Origin of the sequence: Arthrobacter alpinus (assembly GCF_001445575.1) — a bacterium.
GTDB lineage: Bacteria > Actinomycetota > Actinomycetes > Actinomycetales > Micrococcaceae > Specibacter > Specibacter alpinus_C.
Map to the genome: position 1 here is coordinate 4,172,365 of NZ_CP013200.1, position 24,143 is coordinate 4,196,507.

Consider the following 24,143-nt stretch of genomic DNA (forward strand, 5'->3'; position numbering starts at 1 on the left):
GGGCCGAAGTCAAGAGGTTCATGGTCACGCCCATCACTTAATCGCAAGGAGTTCCGTCAATGCAGACAATCCACGCCGAGCACCATGGTCCTACCGGTCTGACCCGATCGAGTAATGCAGCCGTGCTGCCGCTGCCACGAGGAAACGTGCACTTCAGCGACTCCGGATTCCTCGGGTCATGGCAGGAGCTCAACAGGGCTGCGACGATCCCCCATTGCATTCAGCAGATTGAAGCGTCCGGTGCCGTGGACAACTTCCGCAGATTGATCGGGGAATCACTCTCCTCGTTCAGGGGCCCACCCTTCGCTGATTCCGACGTCTACAAGACGCTCGAAGCGATCGCTTGGGAGATTGGTCGAACCGGCACCTCGGACTACGACGTGTTTGTCGATGAGGTCGTTTCATTGCTTGGCCGGGCGCAGGCAGAAGACGGCTACCTCAACACCTGGGTGCAAGGTGGCACCTCGGATCAGAAGCTTTCCGCCATGCGTTGGTCGCATGAACTGTACTGTCTGGGACATTTGATCCAAGCAGCGATCGCGTTCGCGCGGACGACGGGCCGGTGTGAGCTCCTCGAGATCGCCATCGGCTATGTGGACTTGGTCGAACGCGAGCTAGGACCCGGAGCACGTGCCGAACTGGATGGTCACCCGGAAATAGAGACGGCTCTCGTCGAAATGTGGAGACTTACCGGGGAACGCCGGTTCCTAGAGTTGGCGAGGCATTTCATCGACAGGCGCGGGTACCAAACCATGGGTCCAGACCAATTCGGAGCTGACTACTTTCTGGATCATGAGCCGATCCGAGAAGCCACGGAGGCCGTTGGTCACGCAGTTCGCCAGCTGTATCTGACCGCTGGAGCCACCGATCTCATGATTGAGGAGGGCGACTTTGAGCTGGGGGCGGCGCTCGAGAGAATCTGGCTGAGCGTTCACCAACAGAAAATGTATATTACGGGCGGCTTAGGTTCCCGTCATCGTGGCGAATCCTTCGGGGACGCCTATGAATTGCCACCGGACAGGGCTTATTCCGAGACGTGCGCGGGGATCGCAAATTTCATGTGGAACTGGCGGATGTTACTGCTCACGGGTGAGGCACGATTCGCCGATGAAATGGAGCGTGGTCTCTATAACGTGATTGCCGCGTCGACTTCAATGTCTGGCACTGAGTTCTTCTACGTCAATAGGCTGCAAGTGCGCGAAGGGCATATCTCCGATGAGAACGCATCGTCGATCCGGCGATCGTGGTTTGGCTGTGCATGCTGCCCGCCGAACTTGGCCCGCCTCATAGCTTCCCTGGACTCTTATGCGGCCACGAGCAACGATCGGGGCGTGCAGGTGCACCTATACAGCGACGGAAACGTGGCTCTGGGGTGCGAACCGGACAGCCCGATAGCTGCCATCAGAACGGATTATCCGTGGGATGGGCGTGTTAGCGTCACGCTCGACCGTCCACTCGGTGTCGAACTGCGTCTTCGAGTCCCGGCCTGGGTGGAAGACTATTCAGTGACGATCGACGGGGCCGCAGCAGGCCCTGCGAAGGCTGACGGATACCTTGTGTTTGAGCCAAACTCGGTGAATCATTCCATCGAGCTCGACTTCCATGCCACTCCGGTGATCGATCTGCCGCATCCATATCTAGACGCATCACGCGGGACTATGGCGGTGAGGAACGGCCCGATCGTCTACGCCTTCGAGCAGGCTGATTTGCCCGATGGCGTCGACGTTCAAGACGTCTATCTTCCCTTCAAGACCCAGCTCGAGGTCGTTGGGGCGCCTGACGGTTTGGATGTCCCGGCCATCATCGCCAAGGGCGGAATAGTCCGCCGCTGTGCCGGTGGTCCCTTGTACTCGAATCAGAGCCAAACCACACAGGAAGAGGATCGGGAACTGGGTCCACTGACTTTGATTCCCTATTTCCGATGGGGAAACCGTAGTCAGGCGGCTATGCGCGTCTGGATCCCCGGCATGTAATCCGCCACGTCCCGCACTATTAGCGCCGTACCAACAAGGGTCCCGGGAGCTACAGGAGATTCATGCGATCTCCGTATTTCCGGGGCACTTGGGCCATTGCTGGACTAGAACCGATGCCGCCGCCCCGGGTAATGACTAACGGGCACACCTTTCGCTGACACTGGACGTGTTGCGGCCTAGATCGGAACCCAAGGTTCCACATGTGGTCTACGGAGAAGTAGGAATACCAGGGTTAGTGCGGAGTCTTGACCGGGAGTCAGGTCTTTTCAAGCCGGCACGCCTTGCTGTGTACGCCAATTGTGGAGCATTAGTAGGGTGATCCCATGACGACGATTATTTCGGCCTTTGGTGATCTCATTGTTGCTACCAGCGCTAGCACGGACGTATGTTTCGCGGGCATCGAGTTGTCAGTCGAGGTGCCAGCAGGTTCGGGTGAATTGGCAGAAGTACGGGGTCTGAGGGTTTACCTCGAGGGGGTTCGCAGCGCCTAGACCAGCGTCTCGACCTAATCTATCTAGAGGACCTCGATCGCTGGATCATGCTCCGGAAACGCATGGGTCTGAGGGCGCTGGCGCGCAGCCCAGTTAAGTCGGAAATCCCGGATGATGTGGAAACCGAATACAGGTGCGTTGCCGGGCAGGTCGCCGGAACTGGCACGGAGTTGGACGGATCCTTGGCGTGTCTGCCGAGTCCCCCAAGGGTGCTCAAGTCCTCACACTCAAATTCACGCATGGTGGGGAACCAATGGGAAAGGATGCGACATTGAGCATTGAAGCCTCAGCCATATACCAGCCGAGACCATCCCCGGCATTCACGGTGACATCCCATCGAAAGATGGCAAGATGAGGATATGACTGCTGCCAAAGGTTATTCAGGCTTCTCTCGCCGTCCCCAGCCCATCAAGCCCAAGGCCGGTCAAGAATCGGTATGGGACTACCCTCGACCACCAAAAGTCGAGCCAAGATCGGAACGGATCATTGTTCGCCTCGGCGGACAGGTAATTGCCGACACCACCGATGCCGTGCGGGTCCTAGAAACGAGCCATCCTCCCGTCTACTACTTGCCATTGGACGCGTTCCCCTCCGGTGTACTCATCCCAGCTCCGGGCACCAGTATCTGCGAATACAAGGGTGAAGCACACTACTTTGACGTCATGGCCGGCGGAATCATCGCTTCCCGTGCCGGGTGGACCTACCCTGAACCAGTCTTGGGTTTCGAGATGCTCAGTACCCGCGTGGCGCTCTACCCAGGCCGAATGGAATCCTGCGAGGTCAACGGCCAGCAGGTCAGCTTCCAAGAAGGCGACTTCTACGGCGGTTGGATCACCGCGCAGATCGTTGGACCCTTCAAGGGTGGACCGGGCACCGCCGGCTGGTGAGCGCAGTGCCCCGACCCTCCGTCAAGATCGGGCCTTGGGAACTGTATCTGGTTGACCCATAAATGGTTCCAGTTCCGCGCCGACACGATCGATGTACCCACATGGCCTTCCATTTTTGGGCATTTACGATAAGGGAAAATCAGTGTTGTCTGGCACGCTCACTCATCGCTTGCGGTCGCGGAAAAACTACCACCAGGCCGTGTCATCGAGGGCAGCCGCACACCTCGCTGCCAGCCGGGATTCGGTCCTCCGCTCTTGCGGCCAGCCAAGAAGGAGACAAGCATGTTTCGTTGACAGCTATGTAGCCGGCGACGGCTTCTTCCATGCTGTTGACTTGCTCATCGCAAACACCACCATTGCAACGACGACAAGGAACGCCGCTACGCTGACCATGTACAAGGGTGCCTCCACAGCGAATGCCTCCTCGGAGTTCCCATCCGAGTAGGTATCGCCTACGGAATTCACGTTGGCGAACGACATGAAAAAGTATGCTGGCGCACCCAACGTAATGATTCCAGCCCATAGTGACACGGCGGCCCAATGGGACAATACGGTTCGCCGGACAATCGTCGTCACGCCCCAGGCAAGCGCGAGCAATATACCCAGCGCAGCGAAGACGATGCCTGGTCTAGGGGTGTAGTTCTGACCTGCAGCATCCATCGCAGCAATCGCAGTTCGAAGCATTAGTGCCTTTCTGCGGGCCTCACCTTTCGGTAGACGGCCGGAAGTCAGGTTGACTTCGATGACTGCGGCGGGGAGGTGTTCTGGCACGATAGTCCTATGACTATCTTGATTGTGGGATGCGGAGACCTTGGAACGGAAATCGGACTTCGACTCGTCGCCTCGGGACAAGACGTTGTTGCCTGGCGCCGTAGGGCCGATGTGCTCCCCCAAGAATTTGAACGTGTATCCGTAGATCTGGCTAACAAGCTCCCAACGATCCCTCAGAGCGTCAGCATCGTTATCGTGGCCGTCGCCGCAGATAGTTACACCGAAGAGGCCTATCATTTGGCCTATATAACAGGGCTGACAAATGTTCTGGATGCCCTTGAACGGGATCAGATTAAGCCAGAAAAGGTGCTTCTAGTCTCGTCTACGACTGTCTACGGAAACACAACTGGCCATGTTGATGAAACCACGATTGCCACACCCAACTCTTTCAGCAGCAAGATTACTCTGGAATCAGAGGCAATTCTTCACGCCCGCTACTCGGACACTTCCACGAACAGTATTGTCTTGCGCCTGGCCGGCATCTACGGTCCGGGGCGGACTCGACTCATCGACCTCATCACAAACCAGACAGCCGTCATCCCCGACAGCCCTCGCCTGACAAATCGCATTCATCGCGACGATGCCGCAGCCGCAGCAGTCCACCTGCTAACGGTTCCCAACCCCAGCGACCTCTATCTCGGCGTAGACGAACACCCCGTAGATCTGGGAGAAGTCTTTCGCTTTCTTGCTCACGAAATGAGCTATGACGAACCACCAACAGGGTCGGTGCCCATCGCCCGCGGCGGCGACAAATACTGTTCTAACACTCGCCTGAAAGCCAGCGGATTCCAGTTCGCGTTCCCTAGCTACATCGAGGGCTACAGGTCCCTGCTATCCGGAATCGGTACAAGGCACCCCTGATCGGGTCTGTCCCGGCTCATCTCCAAAAAAGGTCAAAATCTCTTCCGGCCAACGTCCACTCTTCAATAAGTTCAGGAGTACTGGGCCTAGGTGAGGACGCCAGATCCACCGGCAGGAAATCTAGGACGGCCACTTCAATTTTGGATGCGAGCAACGGCCGTGTACTTTCAGCCCTGTGAGCGGCCCGAACGACCGTACCCAAGAAATTTCTGCGAGCAGCCTACCCAGTACCGAAGGCGGGGAATCAGCCGTCGCATCGTCGATGAAATGTTCGCTGGCGTGGCTGTCCCTGCTGCGGTGCTGTCTTGATGCCTGGAAACCACGGTACCGACAAAGAGCACCGTTCGCCGGTGGGTCTAGAAGAACTTGGGGAGCAGCACTGGCGTCTTCGCCTTGTAGGCCTCGTAGTCAGCCTGTCCGCCCCACTTAGATTCTGCCTTCTTTTCCAGCAACGGCACGCCACTGACCTTGGTCAGCAACAAGATGACAAAGATCGGTGAGATGAGCGCAATGTTCTGCCAGCCTTCCAGTGCGGGGAAGGCAATGATGGCTACGCCGATCCACAAGAGGATTTCACCAAAATAGTTGGGGTGGCGAGAGACGGACCACAGACCTGTGGAAATGAATTTGCCCCTATTTGCGGGGTCGGCGTTGAAACGTGATTTTTGCTGGTCAGCGATGATTTCCATGCCGAATCCCAGCACCCACAGGACAAATCCAACGAGTGCAAAGCCATCAAGCGGTACCGATTTTCCGGAAGTCATGGCAACCCACGCCGCCGCTGCCGTGAACGTGACCCACAGTCCTTGAATAGTCCAGACATTCAAGAACCGGATAAAAGAGGGCTTGAGTGCATCAAAGCGATCATCCTTACCGGCCTTGCTGATACGCCGGAACAAGAAGATGCCTAGCCGCAAGGTCCACACCAAAACTAGGGCACCCAAGACCAGGGATCGCGCGTCGAGCTCGGGCGTCACCAGGAGGATCATCACGGTTATGGAAACATAGGTCAATGTTCCGGTGATGTCATAAAACTTCTCGGTTTGCTTCATGAAAGAGGGTATGAAGACGATCCACTGGATCACGATGGCAGCTGCTACCGCGAGCGTGAAGGTGGGGATAGCTCCGATGAAGCTACCGCCACTGCTGCCAGCCAGTGCAAGTAGCGCTCCGATCAACAAAACCACGGGAAAGATAGCGAGCGCCTTACGATCGGACTGTTTCATGGGATGTGACCTCTCTTGACTGCGGGCTGTAAGTGGAGACTCCATTGGTGACGAATCTCCCCCATACACTCTAACTTGTTCAAATTGGTTTGATGATCAAAGACCATTGAGTATGATTGAAGCCTAAGAATGTGAGGAAAGCTGTGAGCGAATCGTCATGCGAGTCCGTTGCTGGAACCCTCCGGGCCCTGGTTGCTCTGGTCCGTGAAAGTGAGCGGGCGATGGCACTGAGACTAGGTCTAAATCTCACGGATTACAGGGCCTTGTGTGCGCTAGCGGAGTCAGGACCACTCACCTCCGGGCGGCTGGCCGAGGAACTGGGCTGTACCGCCGCCACCACCACAGCCATCACGAACCGCTTGGAACTACACGGTTATGTGATTCGTGAGCGCAGCGAAACAGATAGGCGCTTGGTGACCTTGTCAGCAAGCCCGGAAGCGTCCCAGCGCATCTTGAACCTGACGTTCCCTTTGGTATCGGTCCTCTCCGAACAGCTCCAAGCCCTCCCGGCTGATCAAATCAGCACGGTCGTTGCTTTTCTTGATGTAACACAAGACCTCATGCGCACCCATCTGCAGACACTTTCTAGCAAGGACGCCACATGAAAGAGATCACTACACCAGCTTTGTCCGGAGACGCCGATTACCCCAATGCGACTGAACTGCTCATGCAGCGGTTCCGCATCGCGCCAAATCACATCGCCTTTGAGGTTCGTTCCAGCCTTAGTTCCATCATCGATCCGTGGCGGGGCGTTAGCACCCGCGAGTTTGTCACTGAAGTCCGAGCCTTGGCCAAGGGATTGATAGCCGCTGGGTTGGAGCCCGGTGAAACCCTGGCCATCATGTCACCCACCCGGTATGAGTGGGCCCTCATGGATATGGCCGCCTGGTTTGCTTCTGCCGTGGTGGTACCTATCTATGAGACATCAGCACTAAACCAGGTATCGGCTATCCTTCAAGACGCCTCGGTGCGCTTCGCCGTGGCTGGCACTGCCGAACACGCTCAGCTACTGGAGCAAGGATTTGCGCAGGCCGGCGTGTCCGGCTGGCAGCTCTGGTCCATGGACGCAGGTGCGGGGCCCACACTGACAGATCTGGTCCATGGCGGCGTGGATATCACCCCAGAAGCCCTAGAGGCTCGGCGCCTGCTGGCCACCCTAGATTCGGTGGCCACCATTGTGTACACCTCCGGAACCACCGCCGCCCCCAAGGGCGCACTCATCACACACGGAAATTTTGTGGGCCAGGTGCGCAGCGTTGCTGGCGCCTACACAGAGGTGGTCAAGGAATCCGGGAACACCATCATTTTTCTCCCCATGGCCCATGTGCTGGCCCGCGGCCTGCAACTCATTTGCCTGGCCAACGGCATGCGCATTGCCCATCTCAGCGAGACCAAAGAAGTAGTGCCGGCGTTGGGGCTTCTGAAGCCAACATTTTTGGTTGTGGTGCCACGCGTACTGCAGAAGATTCAGGCGTCCGCTGCTGGTGCCGCCGCGAAGAAGAACCTTGGGGGCCTGTGGTCAGTGGCGCAGGCAACCGCCGTGGACTGGGGGCTTCTGGCGCAGGAGCGCGAGAGCGATCCCAGCCGTAAAGCTGGGCTCTCACTCCGGGTTCGGCATGCACTCTTTGACCGTTTGTTCTACTCCCGCATCCGCAAACTCGTGGGCGGGCGCCTAGAATACCTTCTCTCCGGAGCAGCCGCGCTGGACGCCGAACTTTCGCTGTTCTTCCGGGGGCTGGGCTTACCGGTCATTGAGGGTTACGGACTGACAGAGACCACGGCGCCGTTGACGGGAAATCTGCCGGGCTCCATCAAGTCAGGATCCGTTGGCGTGCCTATGCCTGGAACCACCATACGCATCTCGGAGAACGGCGAGGTGCTAGCCCGTGGAGTTGGAGTTTTTGCCGGATATAACAGGCCTGCGGATAACACTCACGCGTTCCAGGACGGTTTCTTCCGCACCGGCGACACCGGCGTCCTCGATGATCAGGGACGGCTAACGCTCACCGGCCGCATCAAGGACGTCATTGTTACCGCCGGAGGAAAGACTGTGTCCCCCACTATCTGGGAAGGCTATGTGGAAAGTGACCCCCTGATAGCCCACGCGGTCATGGTAGGCGAGGGCAAACCCTTTTTAGGAGGACTAGTCCTCTTGGATTCCGGCTCCGTCTCAGAATGGGCGCAAAGTAAAGGTTTCACTGATCTCCAAAGCTTGAGAACCCCCGACGACGGCGGTTGCGTGGAAATCGACGACGCTCGCCTGCGCAAAGCCATCAGCAAGGTGGTGGGCGCGGCTAACTCCAAGATTGCCCGCTCGGAACAGGTGCGGAAGATCGTGTTGCTGGTGGCCGACCTCAGTGAAGCCAACGGGCTAGTGACCCCCACCATGAAGCTCAAGCGGAACATCTTTACCGACCGTTCGCTGAACTTCATTGACAAAATTTACGCAGAGACAGGGCACCAAGTATGACTTCACGCAGTAAATCATGGCTCCTGCATTATGTTCTCGCGGCGGTGATTTTCGCCGTCATCGATGTGGTGTGGATTCTTACGGTCGCGCTGCCGCAATACCAGAGGAACATCCCGGACCTAATGGCCGCTGAGCCCCAACTGGCCGGAGCTGGATTCTTTTACTTGATCTTTGTGGCAGGAATAGTGCACTACGGCGTCCGCCCACTCGAGCTGAAAGCACCGCTGCGCCAACGCTTGGCCGCGGGGGCGCTCTTTGGCTTCTTCAGCTACGCAACCTGGGCCCTGACGGCATTTTCAATCCTGAAGGACTTTCCGCTCAGTGTTGCCATCACCGATATCCTCTGGGGCACTGGCGCCTCCGCCGTGGTGGTGTGGCTAACACTCATGGTGTCTACGGCGCTTCGGAAAAGCCGCAAGCAGCAACCCGTGCTGTAACGAGGATCAATTGCAGAATGAGGGGCTTCTTGCTAAGTGAAGCACTGTCGCTACTTGGGGGTCTTAGGAGGTGGAGTCACTAAACGGTCTCTTCGCTGGGTTCAGCAGTCTGCGTTGAGCTCACGCCCGCTGTGTGGATGGGTTTGAGTCTTAGCCTTGTCAAGAATCCCAAGGTCAAGACTGCCGCAGCGATCCATGCCGCCACTGATACCCCTTGGGTCAGCGCATTTCGGGCTGCCTCCGATATAGCCACGGTCTGTGGATTACCCGCCAGTGCCGCGATCGTTCCCCGGAACTACTGGTGACTGAGTCCACCGCGCCCTGCAATTGCGGAAACTGGGATATGAGCTCAGCAACCTGGGTTTCGGTGGAATTTTTGAAAGTGCTAAACAATGCTGTGCCCAGAATGGCGAGGCCCAATGCAGAACCACTTGACGGGCAGTGGCAAAACCCACCCCAATGCCGTAGAAAAAACAGAATTCCCGAGGTCATCCACGTGGAAGAATCCGGCTTCAATAATAGGGCCAAGGCTGCAACGGAAATGATTTCCAAACCAACACCCAGTTGCACCATCCATAGTGCCGGCCCTCGATCAGATCAAAGACCAGCGAGCCAAAGCCCACCACGGACAGGAGCGGACCAGAATAATCGTTAAGCTTCCCGATGGCTGCATCACTGGACTCAGCACGAAGTACACTACACCGCCGACGGCAACCAACCCCAGTGGAACATTGATTAAGAAGGCCCAGTTCCACGAGAAAGAGGAGGTGAGCCAGCCTCCAACGATGGGGCCAAGGGCAGCCATGCCGCCGATGGTAGAACCCCAAACGGCGAAGGCGATGGTCCGTTCTTTCCCACGGAAGTTGGCGTTGAGCAACGAGAGCGTGGTGGGCAGAAACATCGAGCCACCGATCCCCTGTACTGCCCGTGCCGAGATCAACCACAAGGCCGCGAACACCAAGGTGTAGATTTCCTGGATCCACTGCACCTCTGTGGTGCTCAGTCCTAGATCCTTGATGATCGCGGGCACCGCAACAGCAACAATGGTGCTGCCCATGATGATTAATGCCACCGGCAAGCTGATGGCCCCAAGTCAACACAAACGTAGTTTTACGTATCTGCTGCCATTCTTTGCTTCCACGCGCGCAACACCATCGGGTGACTCTTAGCGCGCTGTTCTTGTGAACTCCTAACTGCCCGTGCCGAAAATTTTCTCATCCAAGCCGGATGCAAGGTGTCTCTTAGCAGCTCTCTTAGAGGGAGAATGAAGTCCAGTATTAGTCGTCAGTTTGGAGCGAAAAAATGACCATTGAGGAACCGAATACACCCGCAGAATTCGCTGCTGGGGGCAATCGGGCCATTACCCGCATCGATACGTTCCTTTTCTGGGCAGTCCGCAGCGTATCCACCCTGGGCGTTGCTGTTACCGTCTGGGCGGCCATCTCCACCGGTGGAATGCTCGTGCATGGCCACCCCGCATATGCAATTCTCTTGGGAATTGTTTTCATCAGCTGTGCGGTGGTTGCCGCGCGCTCCTGGCTTGCTCGCGCAACCACCCGCCGCAGGTTTAAAGTCATGCGGGGGATCGGCCTAGTGGTCTCGTGTGTGGTCTTGGCCCTTATCTGGTGGCTGGTTCCCTACAGTGCCGCACCTCCTGCCCTCGCGGCCATGACATCTGATGACACCGTCACCGTCACCGAGACCCCGAGTCAAATAGTGATGACACCAACAGGTACCGCAAGCGAGGTGGGGGTGTTCTTCCAGCCTGGAGCCCTCGTTGATGCCCGGGCCTACGCCGCGGTCTTGCGACCGCTGGCCAAAAGTGGCCACATTGTTGTCATTCCGAAACAGCCTTTCGGTATCGCTTTTCTGTCCACCGGCGCATTCACCTCAGCACGAACCCAGCACCCACCCGTAGAGCGTTGGGTACTCGGTGGCCATTCACTCGGTGGCGTCGTCACCGCCAATGATGCCCAAGCTTTCTCCAAAGAACCCGGTGACCCTGTGGCCGGCGTAATATTTTTCGCATCCTACCCAGCCTCAGACATGAGCACTTTGCCTGTACCCGTGCTCTCAATCTCCGCATCCAACGACGGATTGGCTACCCCAGAAAAGATCAATGCTTCAAGGGACACGCTTCCCAAGGACACCAACTTCACAGTGATAGAAGGTGGTGTCCACGCAAACTTCGGAGACTACGGGCCACAAGCTAGCGATGGCAAACCAACTATTTCCAACGATGACGCCCGCACCGAAATTTCACGTGCCAGCCTCGCATTTGTGGAATCACTCAGCAAGTAACACCTTCAGTTCCGCGGCGGACTGACGCCGAGCAATAGAAAGCTGGGAAACCGGTGCAGCCACTACCCCTTCAGAATCGAAAGTTGAAGCTTACGAATCAGTTACCGGCAATTCCTCTCGCCAACGTAGCGCCAGATCGAGGTTCTCGATCGCAGTAGTTCTTGCCGCCAACTAGCATTTAGTGCAGGTCATCTATGAGGAGCCGGTTCATAGCTGAGGTGACGGCAAGGATCTCCAGGAGAGCCTCACATGCATCGGCCTCCCCCGGTCAGCTGGTACTTCATAGCCGCCCTCCGGCTAGGTCTGAGGAGTCGCCGCTGAAGTGCACCAGGAGGGAGCAGACGAAGGCGCGCTGCCGTATTTTTTGTCCGGCACGGACGTTAGTCCCCAGTCTTCGTGTCCCTCGCCTCCGACGCTGGGAGTAGCCCCTGTGGGTGAGCCGAGGCAATGCACGGCATTTCAACCGGTGGTTGCTGGTTCAAACAGACATAGCACTTTCCAAATACCCTGGTGTCTCTGTGGTGCTAGTCCTTGCCACTTGGGCTGGGTTCTTCAAGATCGAGGAGGATCTCGTTATGACGCATGAACCATGGCTTGAAAGGCGGATCAAACCTGGCGAATCGAGGTGTTCCCAGTGAGGTCAGTCCGGTTTCCTGCAGTGCAATTCTCAGCATCTGTAGGTGTTGCTGATAGTTCCGAACGCTCCAGCCTCCACTGAAGCGGATAACTGCAACAAGGCCGGCGGGGACCGGTCTTAGGTGAACGTTCGGATTGGTGGGTGAAGGCGCGTTCTGCAGCGTGAAACCTTCCGGCAAAACGAAAGCAATCCGGAACTTTGGTGTCCTCTGATTATCGTCTTGAGTCGCAAACTCCTGCTGCAGAACCGGAGCGGTCATCTCCAGCATTTCTGAGGAGAGGTCCTGCACCACGGGCGCCGTCATCGAGATTTTTTGGGTGACTTGGTTCTCTCCGCTGATATAGGCGAAGAGGTCGCGGAACCCGCGATTGCCGGCGTCTTCAAAGCTCCCCCGCTATTGATCTCGGCAAGTAGGTGCTCGGGATAGCGGCGCACCTCAAATTGATCGTATTTTCGAACCATTTGGTAAGGCTGTTGTTCAGTCATGCCACCACCGTACTCCGCCAATGCCGGGCGCCAGCCGATGCCGTTCCCTGCAGAATATTTCGACGCACAGTGAAGAAACAAATAATGTGGCAGGCCATATTTTTAGGCTTGTAGATTCACTATGGTTGCACCAAGCGTCACGCAGGGCCGTCCGGTTGTCCACAAACAGCCATCGGGTCAGCGTTTCTTGATAGCGATTGGGCAGTCCCTAGTTTCGGTTGCGTCCCGTGGAGTGGTGGAGTTTTCCTCGACACCGTGCGGGGCAGTGCTTTGATTATGCTGCAGTGAGTTCTGGGAGCAAAATTCCTTCTTCTTCTACTGGGGTGGGTGTTGTGGTGTTCATGGTTTTGAGTTCGGTCATGGAGGCTTCGGAGAGGTAGCGGCGGTCTCCGGCTTCCCACTCGTCGTGTTGCTCGACGAGGACGGCGCCGGCGAGTCGGAGCAGGGCTGCCGGGTTGGGGAAGACCCCGACAACATCGGTGCGTCGTTTGATTTCTTTGTTGACCCGTTCCATGGGATTGGTAGACCAGATCTGGCGCCAGTGCCTGGTTGGGAAGCCGGTGAACGCGAGCACGTCTTCTCGGGCGTCGCCGAGCATTGCGGCGACTTTGGGATGGGACTTTTCTAGCATTCTGGCGACTTCATCGAACTGGGTATTCACGTGTTCGGCGTCGGGCTGGGCGAAGGCGGTCCGGATGATTGAGCCAACCATGTCTTGGGATCCTTTGGGCACGATCGAGAGCACGTTTCGCATGAAATGCACCCGGCAGCGCTGCCAGGAAGCTCCCTGGAAGACCGTGGCGATGGCCTTCTTCAAGCCGATGTGGGCATCGGAGATCGTCAGCTTCACCCCGTCTAGTCCACGGTTTTCATGGAACGCAGGAACGCGGTCCAGAACCCTTCGTTCTCGCTGTCGCCAACGTCGAAGCCCAGGACTTCTCGTCGCCCGTCCGCCGCCACCCCGAAAGCGACCACGACCGCTTGAGAGACGACCCGGTGCCCGACCCTTGCCTTGCAGTAGGTCGCATCAAGGAAAACATACGGGTAGTCCAGGGCCGAGAGGTCACGGTTACGGAAAGCACCGACTTCATGATCGAGGTCCTCACAGATCCGGGAGACCTCGGACTTGCCAAATCCCGGTATCGGCCCCGAGTGCCTTGACTAGGTCGTCGACCTTGCGGGTAGAAACTCCGTGCAGATAGGCCTCCATCACGACTGCGTAGAGGGCCTGGTCAACGCGACGGCGCCGCTCGAGCATGGCGGGGAAGAATGATCCATGGCGCAGCTTGGGGATCTTCAGGTTCAGGTCCCCGGCTGTGGTCGTCAACGTCCTGCTTCGGGAGCCGTTGCGCTGGGTAGTGCGCGCCTCGGAGCGTTCGAAGGGGCCGGCGCCGATGAACGCGGTGGCCTCCGCTTCGATGAGTTGTTGATATAAGGTTTCGGTCGCGGTACGGATCCGGTCGGAGACATCAGTGAGTTTAAGTTGGCCAAGCAGGTCGAGCAAGGCAGACTGGTCTAGAGCCATCGTGTGTTTGTGTCCTTTGTGAGTTCTTTGATCGGTACTCACTGACCATCGCACGATGGCTCTTCACGTCGGAAATCCGAAGCTCAGACGCCGGGAACTACACCACTCCACGGGACGCAACCGTCCTGATTTCGACGGGGTGGAATGAAATGGGCCCCGAAGGGTGCTGACATGGATCTCGAGACGACCGGTGGCTGTTACAACTCGGTAAGGCCAACTTGTAGTTCTGTTAGAGAGGGAGGGTTAGCTCCCGGCCGTCCAACGGTGATGGAAGCTGCCTTGGTCGCTGTTCGACCGAGTGATTCCAGAACGCTCGGTGTCCAGTCATCGGCGCTATTGGTGAGTAGTCCGAAGATCAGTGCGGCCATGTAGGAATCACCGGCACCGATGGTATCGGCAACAACCGACCGTACCGCTGGGACGATGACGCCAGAGTCCGGAGTCATCAACAGCGAGCCCTTGGCTCCGAGCGTAACTGCTGCCAGATCGGCACCGAGCGCGAGTATGTGCTGTCCCGCTTCTTCCGGTGTCTTACGAGGGTAAAGCCATGCCGCGTCCTCATCGCTGAGTTTGACAACGTTTGTGAGGGGTACGAGTTCTTCGAAAATGGAGAGTGCTTCGTGGTGGCTACCGAGCAGATCTGCCCGGATGTTCGGATCGTAGGTGACGGTAGTGGTTCCAGCGCAAGTTTGCAGAATGGCCGTTACAGCCGCGGCTCCGGGGGCGAGAAAACTCGCAATGGATCCAGTATGAAGAAGCCTGGACTGGTATGCGAGTGCGGCCGAGCCCAAGTCCCAGGTGAGGTCAAAGGCGTAGGTGGCGGATCCGTCGTCGGCCAGTGTTGCCGTGGCTGTTGACGTGGTGTCTTTGGACCGGGATCCCGGCAGAAGCGTGACGCTGGCGCCCGTCAGGTGGGCGTGGATAGCGGTACCGCGAGCGTCGTTGCCGATGGCGGTGAGGAATCCAGTGGACATTCCGAGCCGTGCCAGGCCAAAGGCTACGTTTGCGGGCGAACCTCCAGGATGTTCGGAGACAACACCATTGGCATGAACTACGTCGACTAGCGCTTCACCGACCACAATTACGTCGAAAGCGTCGGAAGCAGCGGCAGAAGGATTCATCGTAAGTACTTTCAAGTTGTGGTCAGCAGGCGGAAGTTGAATTCATCGCCCGCCGTTGGTCGTGAGGGATACCTGCGGCGGAGCCCCTGCATATGGTTCCGCCGCAATGGTTGGATCTAATGCAGGACACCGAATTTCTTGCGTGTCAGGTTGTTCAGGAGGGAGCGGTGAAGGCAATGGACAGTGCGATGGTCCGGTGAGGGCGCGGCTTCTGCGAAACCGCGCCCTCACCAGAGGTAACGCCCCGGTCTAGGGAAAGAGCGTTCGGGATTCTTGCTGTGAATCAGCCATGTCCCATGCGTCAAAGCGCACCAATTCGGCTGTACCTTCGGCGGTGAGGGTGACGGATTTGCCGCCCAGGGTGGGATAGATGCGGCCGGTCAGGGCAACGCCGTTGGCGAAAATTTCCACAGCAGACCTGTCCACAATGACACGCAAGTGAACTCGTCCCTCCGGCATGGAAACCGGTCCGGACTTGTCCTCTACATCAACCTCGGAATCGAGGCTGCTGCGGGTGCGGTCCAGACGCAGGGTTCCTGCAGGCGATCCGTCGGTGCTGCAGGCGAGCTCGATAATGGTTTCTTCTCGAGCGCGCCCAGAATCATTCAGCTCGGCAGAGGCGAGAATTCCGAGCTTGAACACGGCACCGGTCTGGAGTTTAAGATCCAATTCCAGATCGAGTTGGTTGCCGGAGAACTCGCTGTTCAGAGGAAACGAAGCGTCAGTGAAAACCTGCGCGACCACACTGCGGTGATCCCGGCGCAATTGCTCGATTTCCGGAACCGGAGCGAAGAACAGCGAACCGTCCTTCGCTACAGTCGCTGTCCGGGGCAAGCTCATCACGCCGGACCAGCCAGCTTCCACCATCGCCTCATCGCTGCGGCCTTCTTGCATCCAGCCAAACATCACCCGGCGCCCGGACTCGTCCTGGAACGATTGGGGCGCGTAGAAGAAGCGTCCGCCGTAGTCCAAACGGTGCAGCGCTGCTGGCTCGAAACTGTCTCCGGCGTAGCGGCCTGTCCAGTAGAGCGAGTGGCGAGTGTCGCCGTTGTCCCATGCTGAGAAAACCAACACGTCCGGTGAGCCCTCCTCGGCAGCAGTACCCAATGATCCGCCACCGGCGCGGAACAAGTCCACACACTCCCACATGGTCCCGGTCCAGTCTGTGTCAGCGGGGTCACCGTGTGAGGCATCGCCAATGAACAAGGGTCCAATGTAGTCCCAAGAACGCAAGTCATCAGACTCGTAAAGGAACGCAGTTCCGCCCCGTTCGCGAATACCGGACCCAATCAGCTGGCGCCATTTGGTGCCTTCACGCCACACGCAGTGATCGCGGTAGGCAGTGACCTCAACGCCGGCGGGAGGCCCGGAAATAACCGGATTTTCGGATATTTTGGTCCAGTTCAATAAGTCCGGGGTACCCACAGCGACACAGGGCAGTTCGTGTTCGCCGAGGCGTCCCGAGTACACCAAGGTGGGTGTCCCGCCGTCGTTCACTAGAACACCTGACCAGCAGCCCTCGGCATCCGGACCCGCGGACGGTTCCAAAGCTACCGGGACGTCCTTCCACGTCACCAGGTCTGTGCTGATGGCGTGTCCCCACTGGATCTGGTGGTGGAAAGCACCCTCAGGGTTGTACTGGTAAAAGAGGTGGTACGTACCATTCCACTGGCTGACGCCGTTGGGATCGTTGAGCCAGCCCGCGGGGGAAACAAAGTGAAAGCGCGGTCGAAGCGGGTCAGCCTCCGCCCGTGCGATCAGTTCACCCTGCGGAACGGTAGCGAGCGGGTGGGCAATTACGGTCATGCGGAAACCTTCATTTCAGTGTCGTCGGCGGGCAGTGCAGGTTCGCCTGCCAATGCGTGTCCCCCGGCTCCAGCCCACGGACGGTACAGGTGACAGCGCACCCAGTGCCGGTTCTCCGGATCCCCCACTTGATGGCGGACGGGCTCTTCGGAAGAACAGGCCTGGTTCGGATCGCCTTCGAGAGCACACGAGGTAGACGCCATCACTGCTTGGCGCAGTTCTGCACGGCGCACAGGATCATAGGAGCCGGCACGGGCCGGATCCGGCACCGCCGAGACCAAAAGTTGGGTGTATGGGTGGGCCGGGTTGGCCAAAAGGTCCAGGGACTCGCCCTGTTCAACAATTTCCCCGGCAAACATCACTGCAATTCGGTCAGCCAAATAACGGGCGGAGGCGAGGTCGTGGGTGATGTAGAGCATCGAGATGCCCTTGTCATCGCGCAGTTTACGCATCAGGTTCAGCACACCGATCCGCACCGAAACATCCAGCATGGAGGTGGGCTCGTCAGCCAGAATAACTTCCGGCTCCACCGCAAGCGCCCGAGCAATAGCAACGCGTTGACGCTGCCCGCCGGAGAGCTCGTGCGGGTAGGAGTTGAGCATGTCCGGCTGCAGGCCAACCGTGGTGATGAGTTCTTCGAGGCGTCGCTGGGTTTCTTTCTCGGAACCGCCGGTTTTGCCGTGGATCGTCAAGGAGCGGCGCAAGAAGTGCTCAATGCGATGCGCTGGGTTCAAAGAGCCAAAGGGGTCCTGGAACACCATTTGAACCTGGGCGCGGAATGCCCGGGACGCCTGGAATCGATCGCGCTTGAGAACGTCAACACCGTCCAACAGGATCTCTCCGGTGGTGGGTCGCTCCAAGCGGGCAACACAGCGCGCCAGGGTGCTTTTGCCGGAACCTGACTCGCCTACGAGGGCCACAATCTCGCCACGGCCCAAGGACAAATCAACACCGTGCAGAGCACGGACCGATTCCCTGGAGAACAGTCCACCCAGGGGGAACTGCTTGCCCAAGCCACGGATTTCAAGTGCCGGGGTGTCATCTGTGGGCCGAGTTGAGGAATGCATTGTTGAGTGGCTCATTGTGCAACTCCTTCGAGGACGGCTGGGGTGATCGCCGGAGAGTCTCCGGAGGGGGCCACAAAATGACCTGGGAATACTTCAGCAAGATCTGGGATGTTGCGGAACTTCACGCCCTCGGCCAGACCGGTCAGGGGAACTCTCGGACCGGTCAGGGGAGGGAAAGCGCCCATGAGCGCTTGAGTGTAGGGATGCTGCGGGTTGGTGTGGATTTCCGATGCCTTGGCCGTTTCCACGATCCGCCCCCCGTACATCACACCCATGCGGTGGGATAACTCCACCATCAAGGACATATCGTGTGTGATGAACAGGACCGAGAAACCCAGTTCACTCTGAAGTTCTTTGATCTGGGCCATGATTTCCTGCTGCACCACCACGTCAAGTGCCGTGGTGGGTTCATCCAAAATCAGCAGTGACGGCTTGAGAGCAACGGCCATGGCGATGACTGCACGCTGGCGCATGCCGCCTGAAAGTTGGTGCGGATAGGATTTAAGACGCGAGGGGTTGATCCTCACGAGTTCGAGCAGCTGGCCCGCACGGTGCAGGGATTCTTTGCGGGAGTAGCCGGCGTGGGTGGAGTAGATGTCTGTGATCTGCTCACCAATGGTCAGTACCGGGTTGAGCGAGTTCATGGCGGACTGGAAAACCATGGCCACGTCTTGCCAGCGGAAGCGCCGGAGCTCTTCGGTGTTCATGGCCAGGACGTCTTTGCCGCCGAAGCGGATACTGCCGGCGGCAATCTTCGCCGGGTCCTTGAGTAGCCGCATGATCGAGTTGGCAATGGTCGACTTTCCACAACCGGATTCGCCGGCCAGCCCAAAAACTTCGCCGGTGCCGATGCTGAAGGAGACGCGGTCCACGGCGGTGGTGGAGCGGGTGTCGCCGATGTACTTCACGGTGAGATCTTTGACTTCAAGAACTGGCTCATGCGAGCCGAGGGATGTCTGGGAGACGGTCATTTTGTGACGCTCCTTTCGGGGGTGGATGCCGCGGTTGCAGGTACGACGACGGCAGCGGGCTTGGGTGCCTTGATCTTGCGAAGGCGCGGGTTGGTGACTTCGTCGACCGCGTAGTTGATCAGGGACAAGGCGAAGGCCACAAGTGCGATGCACAAACCTGAGGGAACAAATACCCACCAGCTGCCGGTCAGGAGTGCGCCTTCGTTGCCGGCCCAGAAGAGGTTGTTTCCCCATGAGACGGTGCTGGTGTCACCCAGGCCAAGGAACTCCAGGCCGGCCTGTGCGCCGATGCCGTAGATGACACAGCCCAGCAGGGTGCCCATGACAATTGAGGCCATGTTGGGCAAGATTTCACGGAACATAATCCGCCCGGCGCGTTCACCGGAGACCACTGCTGCTGCCACGAAATCTTTGGAACGGATGGAAAGTGCTTGGGCGCGGAGCACACGTGCTGATCCGGCCCAACCGGTGATGATCAGGACAACAATGACTGTGCCCAGTCCCGGCGGCAAGAATGCTGCGAGGATCACCAGCAGGGGCAGTCCGGGCAGGAGCAGGAATACGTTGGTGATCAGGGAGAGGGACTCGTCAATGAACTTGCCGAAGTATGCCGCTGCCAGTCCCACGAGGATGCCCACGAAGGTTGAGGCGAAACCTACCGTCAGACCCACCAGCAGCGAGCTGCGGGAGCCGTGCACGGTCAGAGCCAAGACGTCCTGGCCTTTGGCGGTGGTGCCCAGCCAGTGTTCGGGCGAGGGTTCAAGACTTGCCATGTCCGTGATCCGGGACGGGTCACCTGGAAACAGGAGCGGTGCCAACAATGCCAGAGCAATAAAGATCAGCAGGATGGTGGCGCCGACCATGGCTTTGGTGTTGGTAAACAAGCCGTGAACCAGGCCCTGTTTTGGTTTTGTTTTGCGGAGCTCCGGAGTGGGCTCAATAAGTGTGGTCATGATGATCCCTAGTTGCTGCGTACACGCGGGTCGAGTCGGACATAGAGGATGTCCACCAGGAAGTTGGCTATTAGTACAGCGGCGGTGATGGTCAGGAAGAGTCCTTGCATCAGCGGGTAGTCCAGGCCTTGTACTGCGGTGAGGAGTTGGTAGCCAACACCGGGGTAAGCGAAGACCACCTCGGTGAGCATGGCGCCACCGACTACGAAGCCAAGGCTCATGCCAAAGCTTGTGACGGAGGGGAGCATGGCGTTGCGAGCTGCGTAACGGAACATGATGCGTCCCGGGCGCAGGCCCTTGGCCTCGGCCATGGTGATGTAGTCCTCGGAGTTGGTGGCAATCATGGTGTTGCGCATACCGAGCATCCACCCACCGACGGAGACCAAAACTATCGTCAAGGCTGGGAGCACAAGGTGGGCTCCGACGTCGGAAATGAATTCCCACGAGAAGCCAGGTTCCAGGCCGTCACTGAAGGCGTGCCGCAGCGGGGCCCAGCCCAGAATCACACCAAAAAGGTACAGGGCGCCCATGGCGAGCCAGAAGTAAGGGAAGGATCCGATGAAGATCAAGATGGGCGGCAAGGCGGAGTCAATAGTCCCGCCGCGTCGCCATGCGGCCAAGATACCGAGAAGGTTACCCAGAACGGCGGCAATCACCAGTGCGGTTCCACCCAGAAGGAGAGTCCAGCCAATCTGTCCGGCGATGACTTCCGTGACCGGGGTGGGAAAGCGGGAAATAGAAATGCCCATGTTGCCGGTGACGATGTTGTGCAGGTAGTCGACGTACTGTTCCCAAATGGGGCGGTCGTCCACACCGAGCAACTTGCGGAGTGCGTCGAGCTGTTCCGGCTGCATCTTGCCCTGCGTGCGGGCGAACATGCGTGAGACGGGGTCGCCCGGCATAAAGCGGGGAAGCAAAAAATTTAGGGTAATTGAGGCCCAGAAGGCGATCAGGTAGAAACCCAGACGGCGCAGGATAAAGCGCACGGATTCCCTCCGTTCGGTAAGTGCGGGTGGCCGGAACCGCGGGTGTTCACGGCCGGGAAAGATGGCAGACCATTACGCTGCGGCTCAAGAAGTTTGGTGTTTGAGACGGTAATGGTGCGCGCCCGGTGGCGGCGCGGCTCACCTGCAGTGAGCGGCGCGCCACCGTGCGGCGGTAGTGCTACTTGCTGGGTTCCAAGGTGGTGAGAACCAGCACCGTGGTGGGAGAACGGTCACTCAGTGTCGCGTAAGGGTTCTCTTCTGTGGGCCATCCGCTGAAGTGGATGTCCGTGTAGTTACCCCATTCAGGACCGGAGAACAACGGCACCAGCGGGGCTACGGCGTTGTATTCTTCCTGGAGCTTGTTGGCAATTTCCTTTTGTTTGGCTTCGTCACCGGCGGCAACGAATTCGTTCAAGAGCACATCTGCCTGCTTGTCCCCGAAACGGTGATAGTTGTCGAAGGTTTTAGTGCCAACAGCCTTGACGGTGGCGCTGCCCATGGCGTTGTTGAAGTATTTGAACGGACTTGGATCGTTGGCACTCCAGACAATACCGGTGTCAAAGGTGCCCTGTTCGTAGCTGGCAACAACCGAGGCCCAGTCAGGGGAATCAACCTTGGCCGTGACGCCAACGGTCTGGAGGTTCTGGGCGATCACGTTGGCTACTGAGAGCCAGTCCGAGGAGGAAGAACCAACGGAGATCTTGAACTCGAACGGTTTTCCGTCCTTCAAGGTGCGCAAGCCGTCAGACCCTTTGGGGTAGCCGGCGGCGTCGAGGGCCTTGTTGGCCTCGTCTACGTTCAGCTTGGTCCACGTGCAGTTGTCCTTAACTGCCGGGTTCTTCCACTTGTCATAGTTGCCGGAAAGGCCGGTGCAGTCAGCCGGCTGGGCGTAACCGCTCATACCAATCTTGGTCACCTGGTCGCGGTCAACGGCCATACTCAAAGCCTTGCGGACCTCGGGGTCGTTGAACGGGGCCTTGGTGGTGTTCAGCTGCCAGTTGATCATGGAACCTGTGGGAGGGAACCAGTAGCGGCGGTGATCCTTATCCTTGGAGATAAAGGTCTTTTCGATGTTCGGGATGTACTGGTTGGACCAGTCCACGTCTCCGCTTACGCTTGCCAAGTTGGCTGCATCGTTGCCTGACATGGCGAGCATCTTGATGCCTGCAATCTTCTGCTTCTCCGGCTGCCAGTAGTTGGGGTTCTTCTTCAGCACGTATGACTGAGCCTGGAAAGAGTCAACCTCTGTGTACGGGCCAGTGCCAACGGGCTTGGCGTTGGGGTCCTTACCTGGGTCGGCGATTGCAGACCAAATGTGCTTGGGCAGGATGGGCAACTGGCCTACTTCGTAGAGAGCGGGAGACCATGCCTTGTTGAAGGTGAACACAACCTTGTTGGTGCCTTCTGCCTTGGCGCCGACGAGGTATTCGAAGCCACCCTTGAGCTTCTTCTGAAGCTCGAAGGTGTAAGCAACGTCGTCAGCAACGAGCGGCTTGCCGTCAGACCACTTCACGCCGTCACGCAGGGTGAAGGTAATGGATTTGCCATCGGCGGCGGGCTTCCATTCGGTGGCGAGCCACGGAGTGGTGTCTCCCTTGGCCGGGTTGAAGACCATCATGGGTTCATAGATTGCCTGGTTGACCATGGGGTTCACGGCCGGGGCAAAGGGGTTGAAGTTCTTGTCAAAGGTGCTCATGTCCTCGCGAGGAATGGTGAGGAATGCACTCGCGTTCGCTGCGGCGTCCGCGCCGGTGGGTTTGTCGACGGTGGCCACGCAGCCTGTCAGCAACATTGCGCCGACTGCCAGTCCGGCCGCGGCGATGCGGGTGGACGTCAAAAATCTCAGTTGTGCCATGATGGAGTTATCTCTTTCCTATTCTTCATCAGCAAGGTGAAGGGGTGGGTGGGGTTTAGCTCTTCGAAATTGATTTCGCGGTCAGACCGAAGAGCGTTCTAGCAGCGGACAGTCGACTAGTTGCTGATTAGCAACAATCGACTGTCCTGCTGTAAGGATGGCGAGCGTTTGGACGCCGAGGGCGCCCATTTTTTGGAAGGGCAACGCAACCGTTGTGAGCTTGGGCCTTAGATAGGCCGCAATGAGCTCTTGGTTGTCGAAGCCGATCACGGCAATGTCCTCGGGGATTCGTAGTCCCCGCTCCTTGATCGCGTCGTAAGCGCCCATGGCCATACGGTCATTGAGGCAGAACAGCGCTGTTGGGCGGTCTTTTTCCGGGTAGCGATCAAGAATCTGGCACGCAGCATCATAGCCGCCGTCGGCAGTGGCATGTCCGGTCACGATAAGTTCGGGGTCCAGTTCCAGGCCGGCTTCGGCAAGGGCTTCGCGGGCACCTGCCAAGCGCCCAACTGAGGCGGGAATGATGGGATCCAAGTTGATTACACCAATGCGCTGGTGACCCGCTTTGAGCAAGCGTTCAATAGCAACTCGGCCGCCTCCGTGTTCGTCCGGGACGATCGAGGGGAGTTTGCCGTCAATATCAAAGCAGTTGATCAGCACGGTGGGAACTTCATGTGCGCTTTGGGGAACATGGACACCACGGTGGAACGTTGCAGCGTAGAGCAGACCTTCGACGCGCTGTTCCAGCAGCTTTTCGATTGCTGCATCTTCCATGCCTTTGTTTGGACCTACGGCATCGGCTTGGTCAGAAGGTGCAATCAGGAGGAAGCGGCGGTCCAACCAGGCTTGGTCTTGGGCGCCTTTGATGGTGTCAACGGCGAAGGGGGCTGTCACAATCTCGGTGACAATTCCGTACCAGTCGCTGCGTTGGGAGGCAAGGGCGCGGGCGCCGGCGTTGGGGCGGTACCCCAAAGCCTGCACGGCAGCTTTGATCCGGGCCCGGGTGTCCTCGGAGATGCTGGCGTCTTGACGATTGTTCAGAACGAAGGAGACCGCCGTCCTGGAGACGCCTGCATGCTTGGCGACATCCTTCATGGTGACCGCCCGCTGACGCACGGCCGCGGCCTTGCTCAGGTTGGTGGTATTCGCCATTGAAAGCTCCGTTGATCTTCGTTGATGCTGGATGTTGTGCCAGCTTCCAGCGATAGGTGTGTTCCAGTAATAATCATCTAGTAACGCGCGCAACTAGATGATGTGATTTAGATTACGCGCGTTACTTCCGCGCTGTCAAGAGGACGACGAGACTTAGCTAAAGTGCT

At 58.1% G+C, this 24,143-nt stretch carries 21 protein-coding genes and 1 pseudogene; 9 read left to right on the plus strand and 13 right to left on the minus strand.

The features are described from left to right. The first annotated feature begins 59 nt into the window (after positions 1-59). The 3 genes from AS189_RS18540 (at position 60) to AS189_RS18545 (ending at position 3,351) form a co-directional block, all read left to right on the plus strand. A complete protein-coding gene (locus AS189_RS18540) occupies positions 60-1,973 on the plus strand; it encodes a glycoside hydrolase family 127 protein (RefSeq protein ID WP_062292342.1) in 1,914 nt (637 codons plus the stop codon). A gap of 323 nt (positions 1,974-2,296) precedes the next feature. Continuing rightward, positions 2,297-2,464 (plus strand): hypothetical protein, encoded by a 168-nt coding sequence (locus AS189_RS20320; protein WP_160320872.1) that lies wholly within the window; start codon positions 2,297-2,299, stop codon positions 2,462-2,464. Between the two features lie 359 nt (positions 2,465-2,823). Further along, positions 2,824-3,351, plus strand: a complete 528-nt coding sequence (locus tag AS189_RS18545; protein ID WP_062292346.1) for a DUF427 domain-containing protein — start codon at positions 2,824-2,826, stop codon at positions 3,349-3,351. 297 nt (positions 3,352-3,648) lie between these two features. Here the strand turns inward: AS189_RS18545 and AS189_RS18550 are convergent, their stop codons facing one another. Further along, on the minus strand, positions 3,649-4,035 hold the full coding sequence (locus AS189_RS18550; RefSeq protein ID WP_193393498.1) for a hypothetical protein: 387 nt from the start codon (positions 4,033-4,035) through the stop codon (positions 3,649-3,651). 96 nt (positions 4,036-4,131) lie between these two features. Here AS189_RS18550 and AS189_RS18555 point away from each other — a divergent pair, with 96 nt between their 5' ends. After that, positions 4,132-4,983: an NAD-dependent epimerase/dehydratase family protein gene (locus AS189_RS18555; protein WP_062292350.1), complete on the plus strand. Its 852-nt coding sequence runs from the start codon at positions 4,132-4,134 to the stop codon at positions 4,981-4,983. Positions 4,984-5,339: 356 nt separating this feature from the next. Here AS189_RS18555 and AS189_RS18560 read toward each other — a convergent pair whose 3' ends face one another. Continuing rightward, complete coding sequence (locus tag AS189_RS18560) at positions 5,340-6,209, minus strand: DUF1295 domain-containing protein (RefSeq protein ID WP_062292354.1); 870 nt, start codon at positions 6,207-6,209, stop codon at positions 5,340-5,342. A 143-nt stretch (positions 6,210-6,352) separates the two neighbouring features. Between AS189_RS18560 and AS189_RS18565 the strand changes: the two genes are divergently transcribed. From AS189_RS18565 to AS189_RS20910, 4 genes are all read left to right on the plus strand, one after another. After that, on the plus strand, positions 6,353-6,814 hold the full coding sequence (locus tag AS189_RS18565; protein WP_062292358.1) for a MarR family winged helix-turn-helix transcriptional regulator: 462 nt from the start codon (positions 6,353-6,355) through the stop codon (positions 6,812-6,814). Beyond that, positions 6,811-8,679, plus strand: coding sequence for an AMP-dependent synthetase/ligase (locus tag AS189_RS18570; protein WP_062292361.1), 1,869 nt, complete (start codon positions 6,811-6,813; stop codon positions 8,677-8,679). Before AS189_RS18565 ends, AS189_RS18570 begins: the two co-directional genes overlap by 4 nt. Next, a complete protein-coding gene (locus tag AS189_RS18575; RefSeq protein ID WP_062292364.1) occupies positions 8,676-9,116 on the plus strand; it encodes a DUF2177 family protein in 441 nt (146 codons plus the stop codon). Before AS189_RS18570 ends, AS189_RS18575 begins: the two co-directional genes overlap by 4 nt. A 143-nt stretch (positions 9,117-9,259) precedes the next feature. Next, the gene (locus tag AS189_RS20910; protein WP_160320873.1) at positions 9,260-9,421 is read left to right on the plus strand and encodes a hypothetical protein; all 162 of its coding nucleotides are present in this window, start codon (positions 9,260-9,262) and stop codon (positions 9,419-9,421) included. A gap of 287 nt (positions 9,422-9,708) precedes the next feature. Here the strand turns inward: AS189_RS20910 and AS189_RS20915 are convergent, their stop codons facing one another. Continuing rightward, entirely contained in the window at positions 9,709-10,173 is a 465-nt protein-coding gene (locus AS189_RS20915; RefSeq protein WP_062292367.1) for an MFS transporter, read from the minus strand. A gap of 245 nt (positions 10,174-10,418) precedes the next feature. Here AS189_RS20915 and AS189_RS18585 point away from each other — a divergent pair, with 245 nt between their 5' ends. Next, a complete protein-coding gene (locus AS189_RS18585; protein WP_062292371.1) occupies positions 10,419-11,417 on the plus strand; it encodes an alpha/beta hydrolase in 999 nt (332 codons plus the stop codon). 524 nt (positions 11,418-11,941) lie between these two features. Here the strand turns inward: AS189_RS18585 and AS189_RS18590 are convergent. The 10 genes and pseudogenes from AS189_RS18590 to AS189_RS18635 all read right to left on the minus strand — a co-directional run bounded on the left by AS189_RS18590 (position 11,942) and on the right by AS189_RS18635 (position 23,976). Then, a complete protein-coding gene (locus AS189_RS18590; RefSeq protein WP_337589232.1) occupies positions 11,942-12,394 on the minus strand; it encodes a heme-binding protein in 453 nt (150 codons plus the stop codon). 420 nt (positions 12,395-12,814) lie between these two features. Continuing rightward, positions 12,815-14,065: pseudogene (locus tag AS189_RS18595) on the minus strand (IS256 family transposase). A gap of 197 nt (positions 14,066-14,262) precedes the next feature. Beyond that, on the minus strand, positions 14,263-15,186 hold the full coding sequence (locus AS189_RS18600) for a carbohydrate kinase family protein (protein ID WP_062292376.1): 924 nt from the start codon (positions 15,184-15,186) through the stop codon (positions 14,263-14,265). A gap of 249 nt (positions 15,187-15,435) precedes the next feature. Beyond that, a complete protein-coding gene (locus tag AS189_RS18605) occupies positions 15,436-16,992 on the minus strand; it encodes a glycoside hydrolase family 32 protein (RefSeq protein WP_062292380.1) in 1,557 nt (518 codons plus the stop codon). Beyond that, positions 16,989-18,074 carry an ATP-binding cassette domain-containing protein gene (locus AS189_RS18610; protein ID WP_062292383.1) on the minus strand — a complete coding sequence of 362 codons (1,086 nt, stop codon included), beginning with the start codon at positions 18,072-18,074 and terminating at the stop codon, positions 16,989-16,991. The genes AS189_RS18605 and AS189_RS18610 overlap by 4 nt, the downstream gene beginning before the upstream one ends. Then, positions 18,071-19,030 (minus strand): ABC transporter ATP-binding protein, encoded by a 960-nt coding sequence (locus tag AS189_RS18615; RefSeq protein ID WP_062292387.1) that lies wholly within the window; start codon positions 19,028-19,030, stop codon positions 18,071-18,073. Before AS189_RS18615 ends, AS189_RS18610 begins: the two co-directional genes overlap by 4 nt. After that, positions 19,027-19,983, minus strand: coding sequence for an ABC transporter permease (locus tag AS189_RS18620; RefSeq protein ID WP_062292390.1), 957 nt, complete (start codon positions 19,981-19,983; stop codon positions 19,027-19,029). The genes AS189_RS18615 and AS189_RS18620 overlap by 4 nt, the downstream gene beginning before the upstream one ends. Positions 19,984-19,991: 8 nt before the next feature. Continuing rightward, positions 19,992-20,969, minus strand: a complete 978-nt coding sequence (locus tag AS189_RS18625) for an ABC transporter permease (protein WP_062292393.1) — start codon at positions 20,967-20,969, stop codon at positions 19,992-19,994. Positions 20,970-21,147: 178 nt separating this feature from the next. Next, complete coding sequence (locus tag AS189_RS18630) at positions 21,148-22,824, minus strand: ABC transporter substrate-binding protein (protein ID WP_062292397.1); 1,677 nt, start codon at positions 22,822-22,824, stop codon at positions 21,148-21,150. 81 nt (positions 22,825-22,905) lie between these two features. Further along, positions 22,906-23,976, minus strand: a complete 1,071-nt coding sequence (locus AS189_RS18635) for a LacI family DNA-binding transcriptional regulator (protein ID WP_062292400.1) — start codon at positions 23,974-23,976, stop codon at positions 22,906-22,908. Positions 23,977-24,143: the final 167 nt, after the last annotated feature.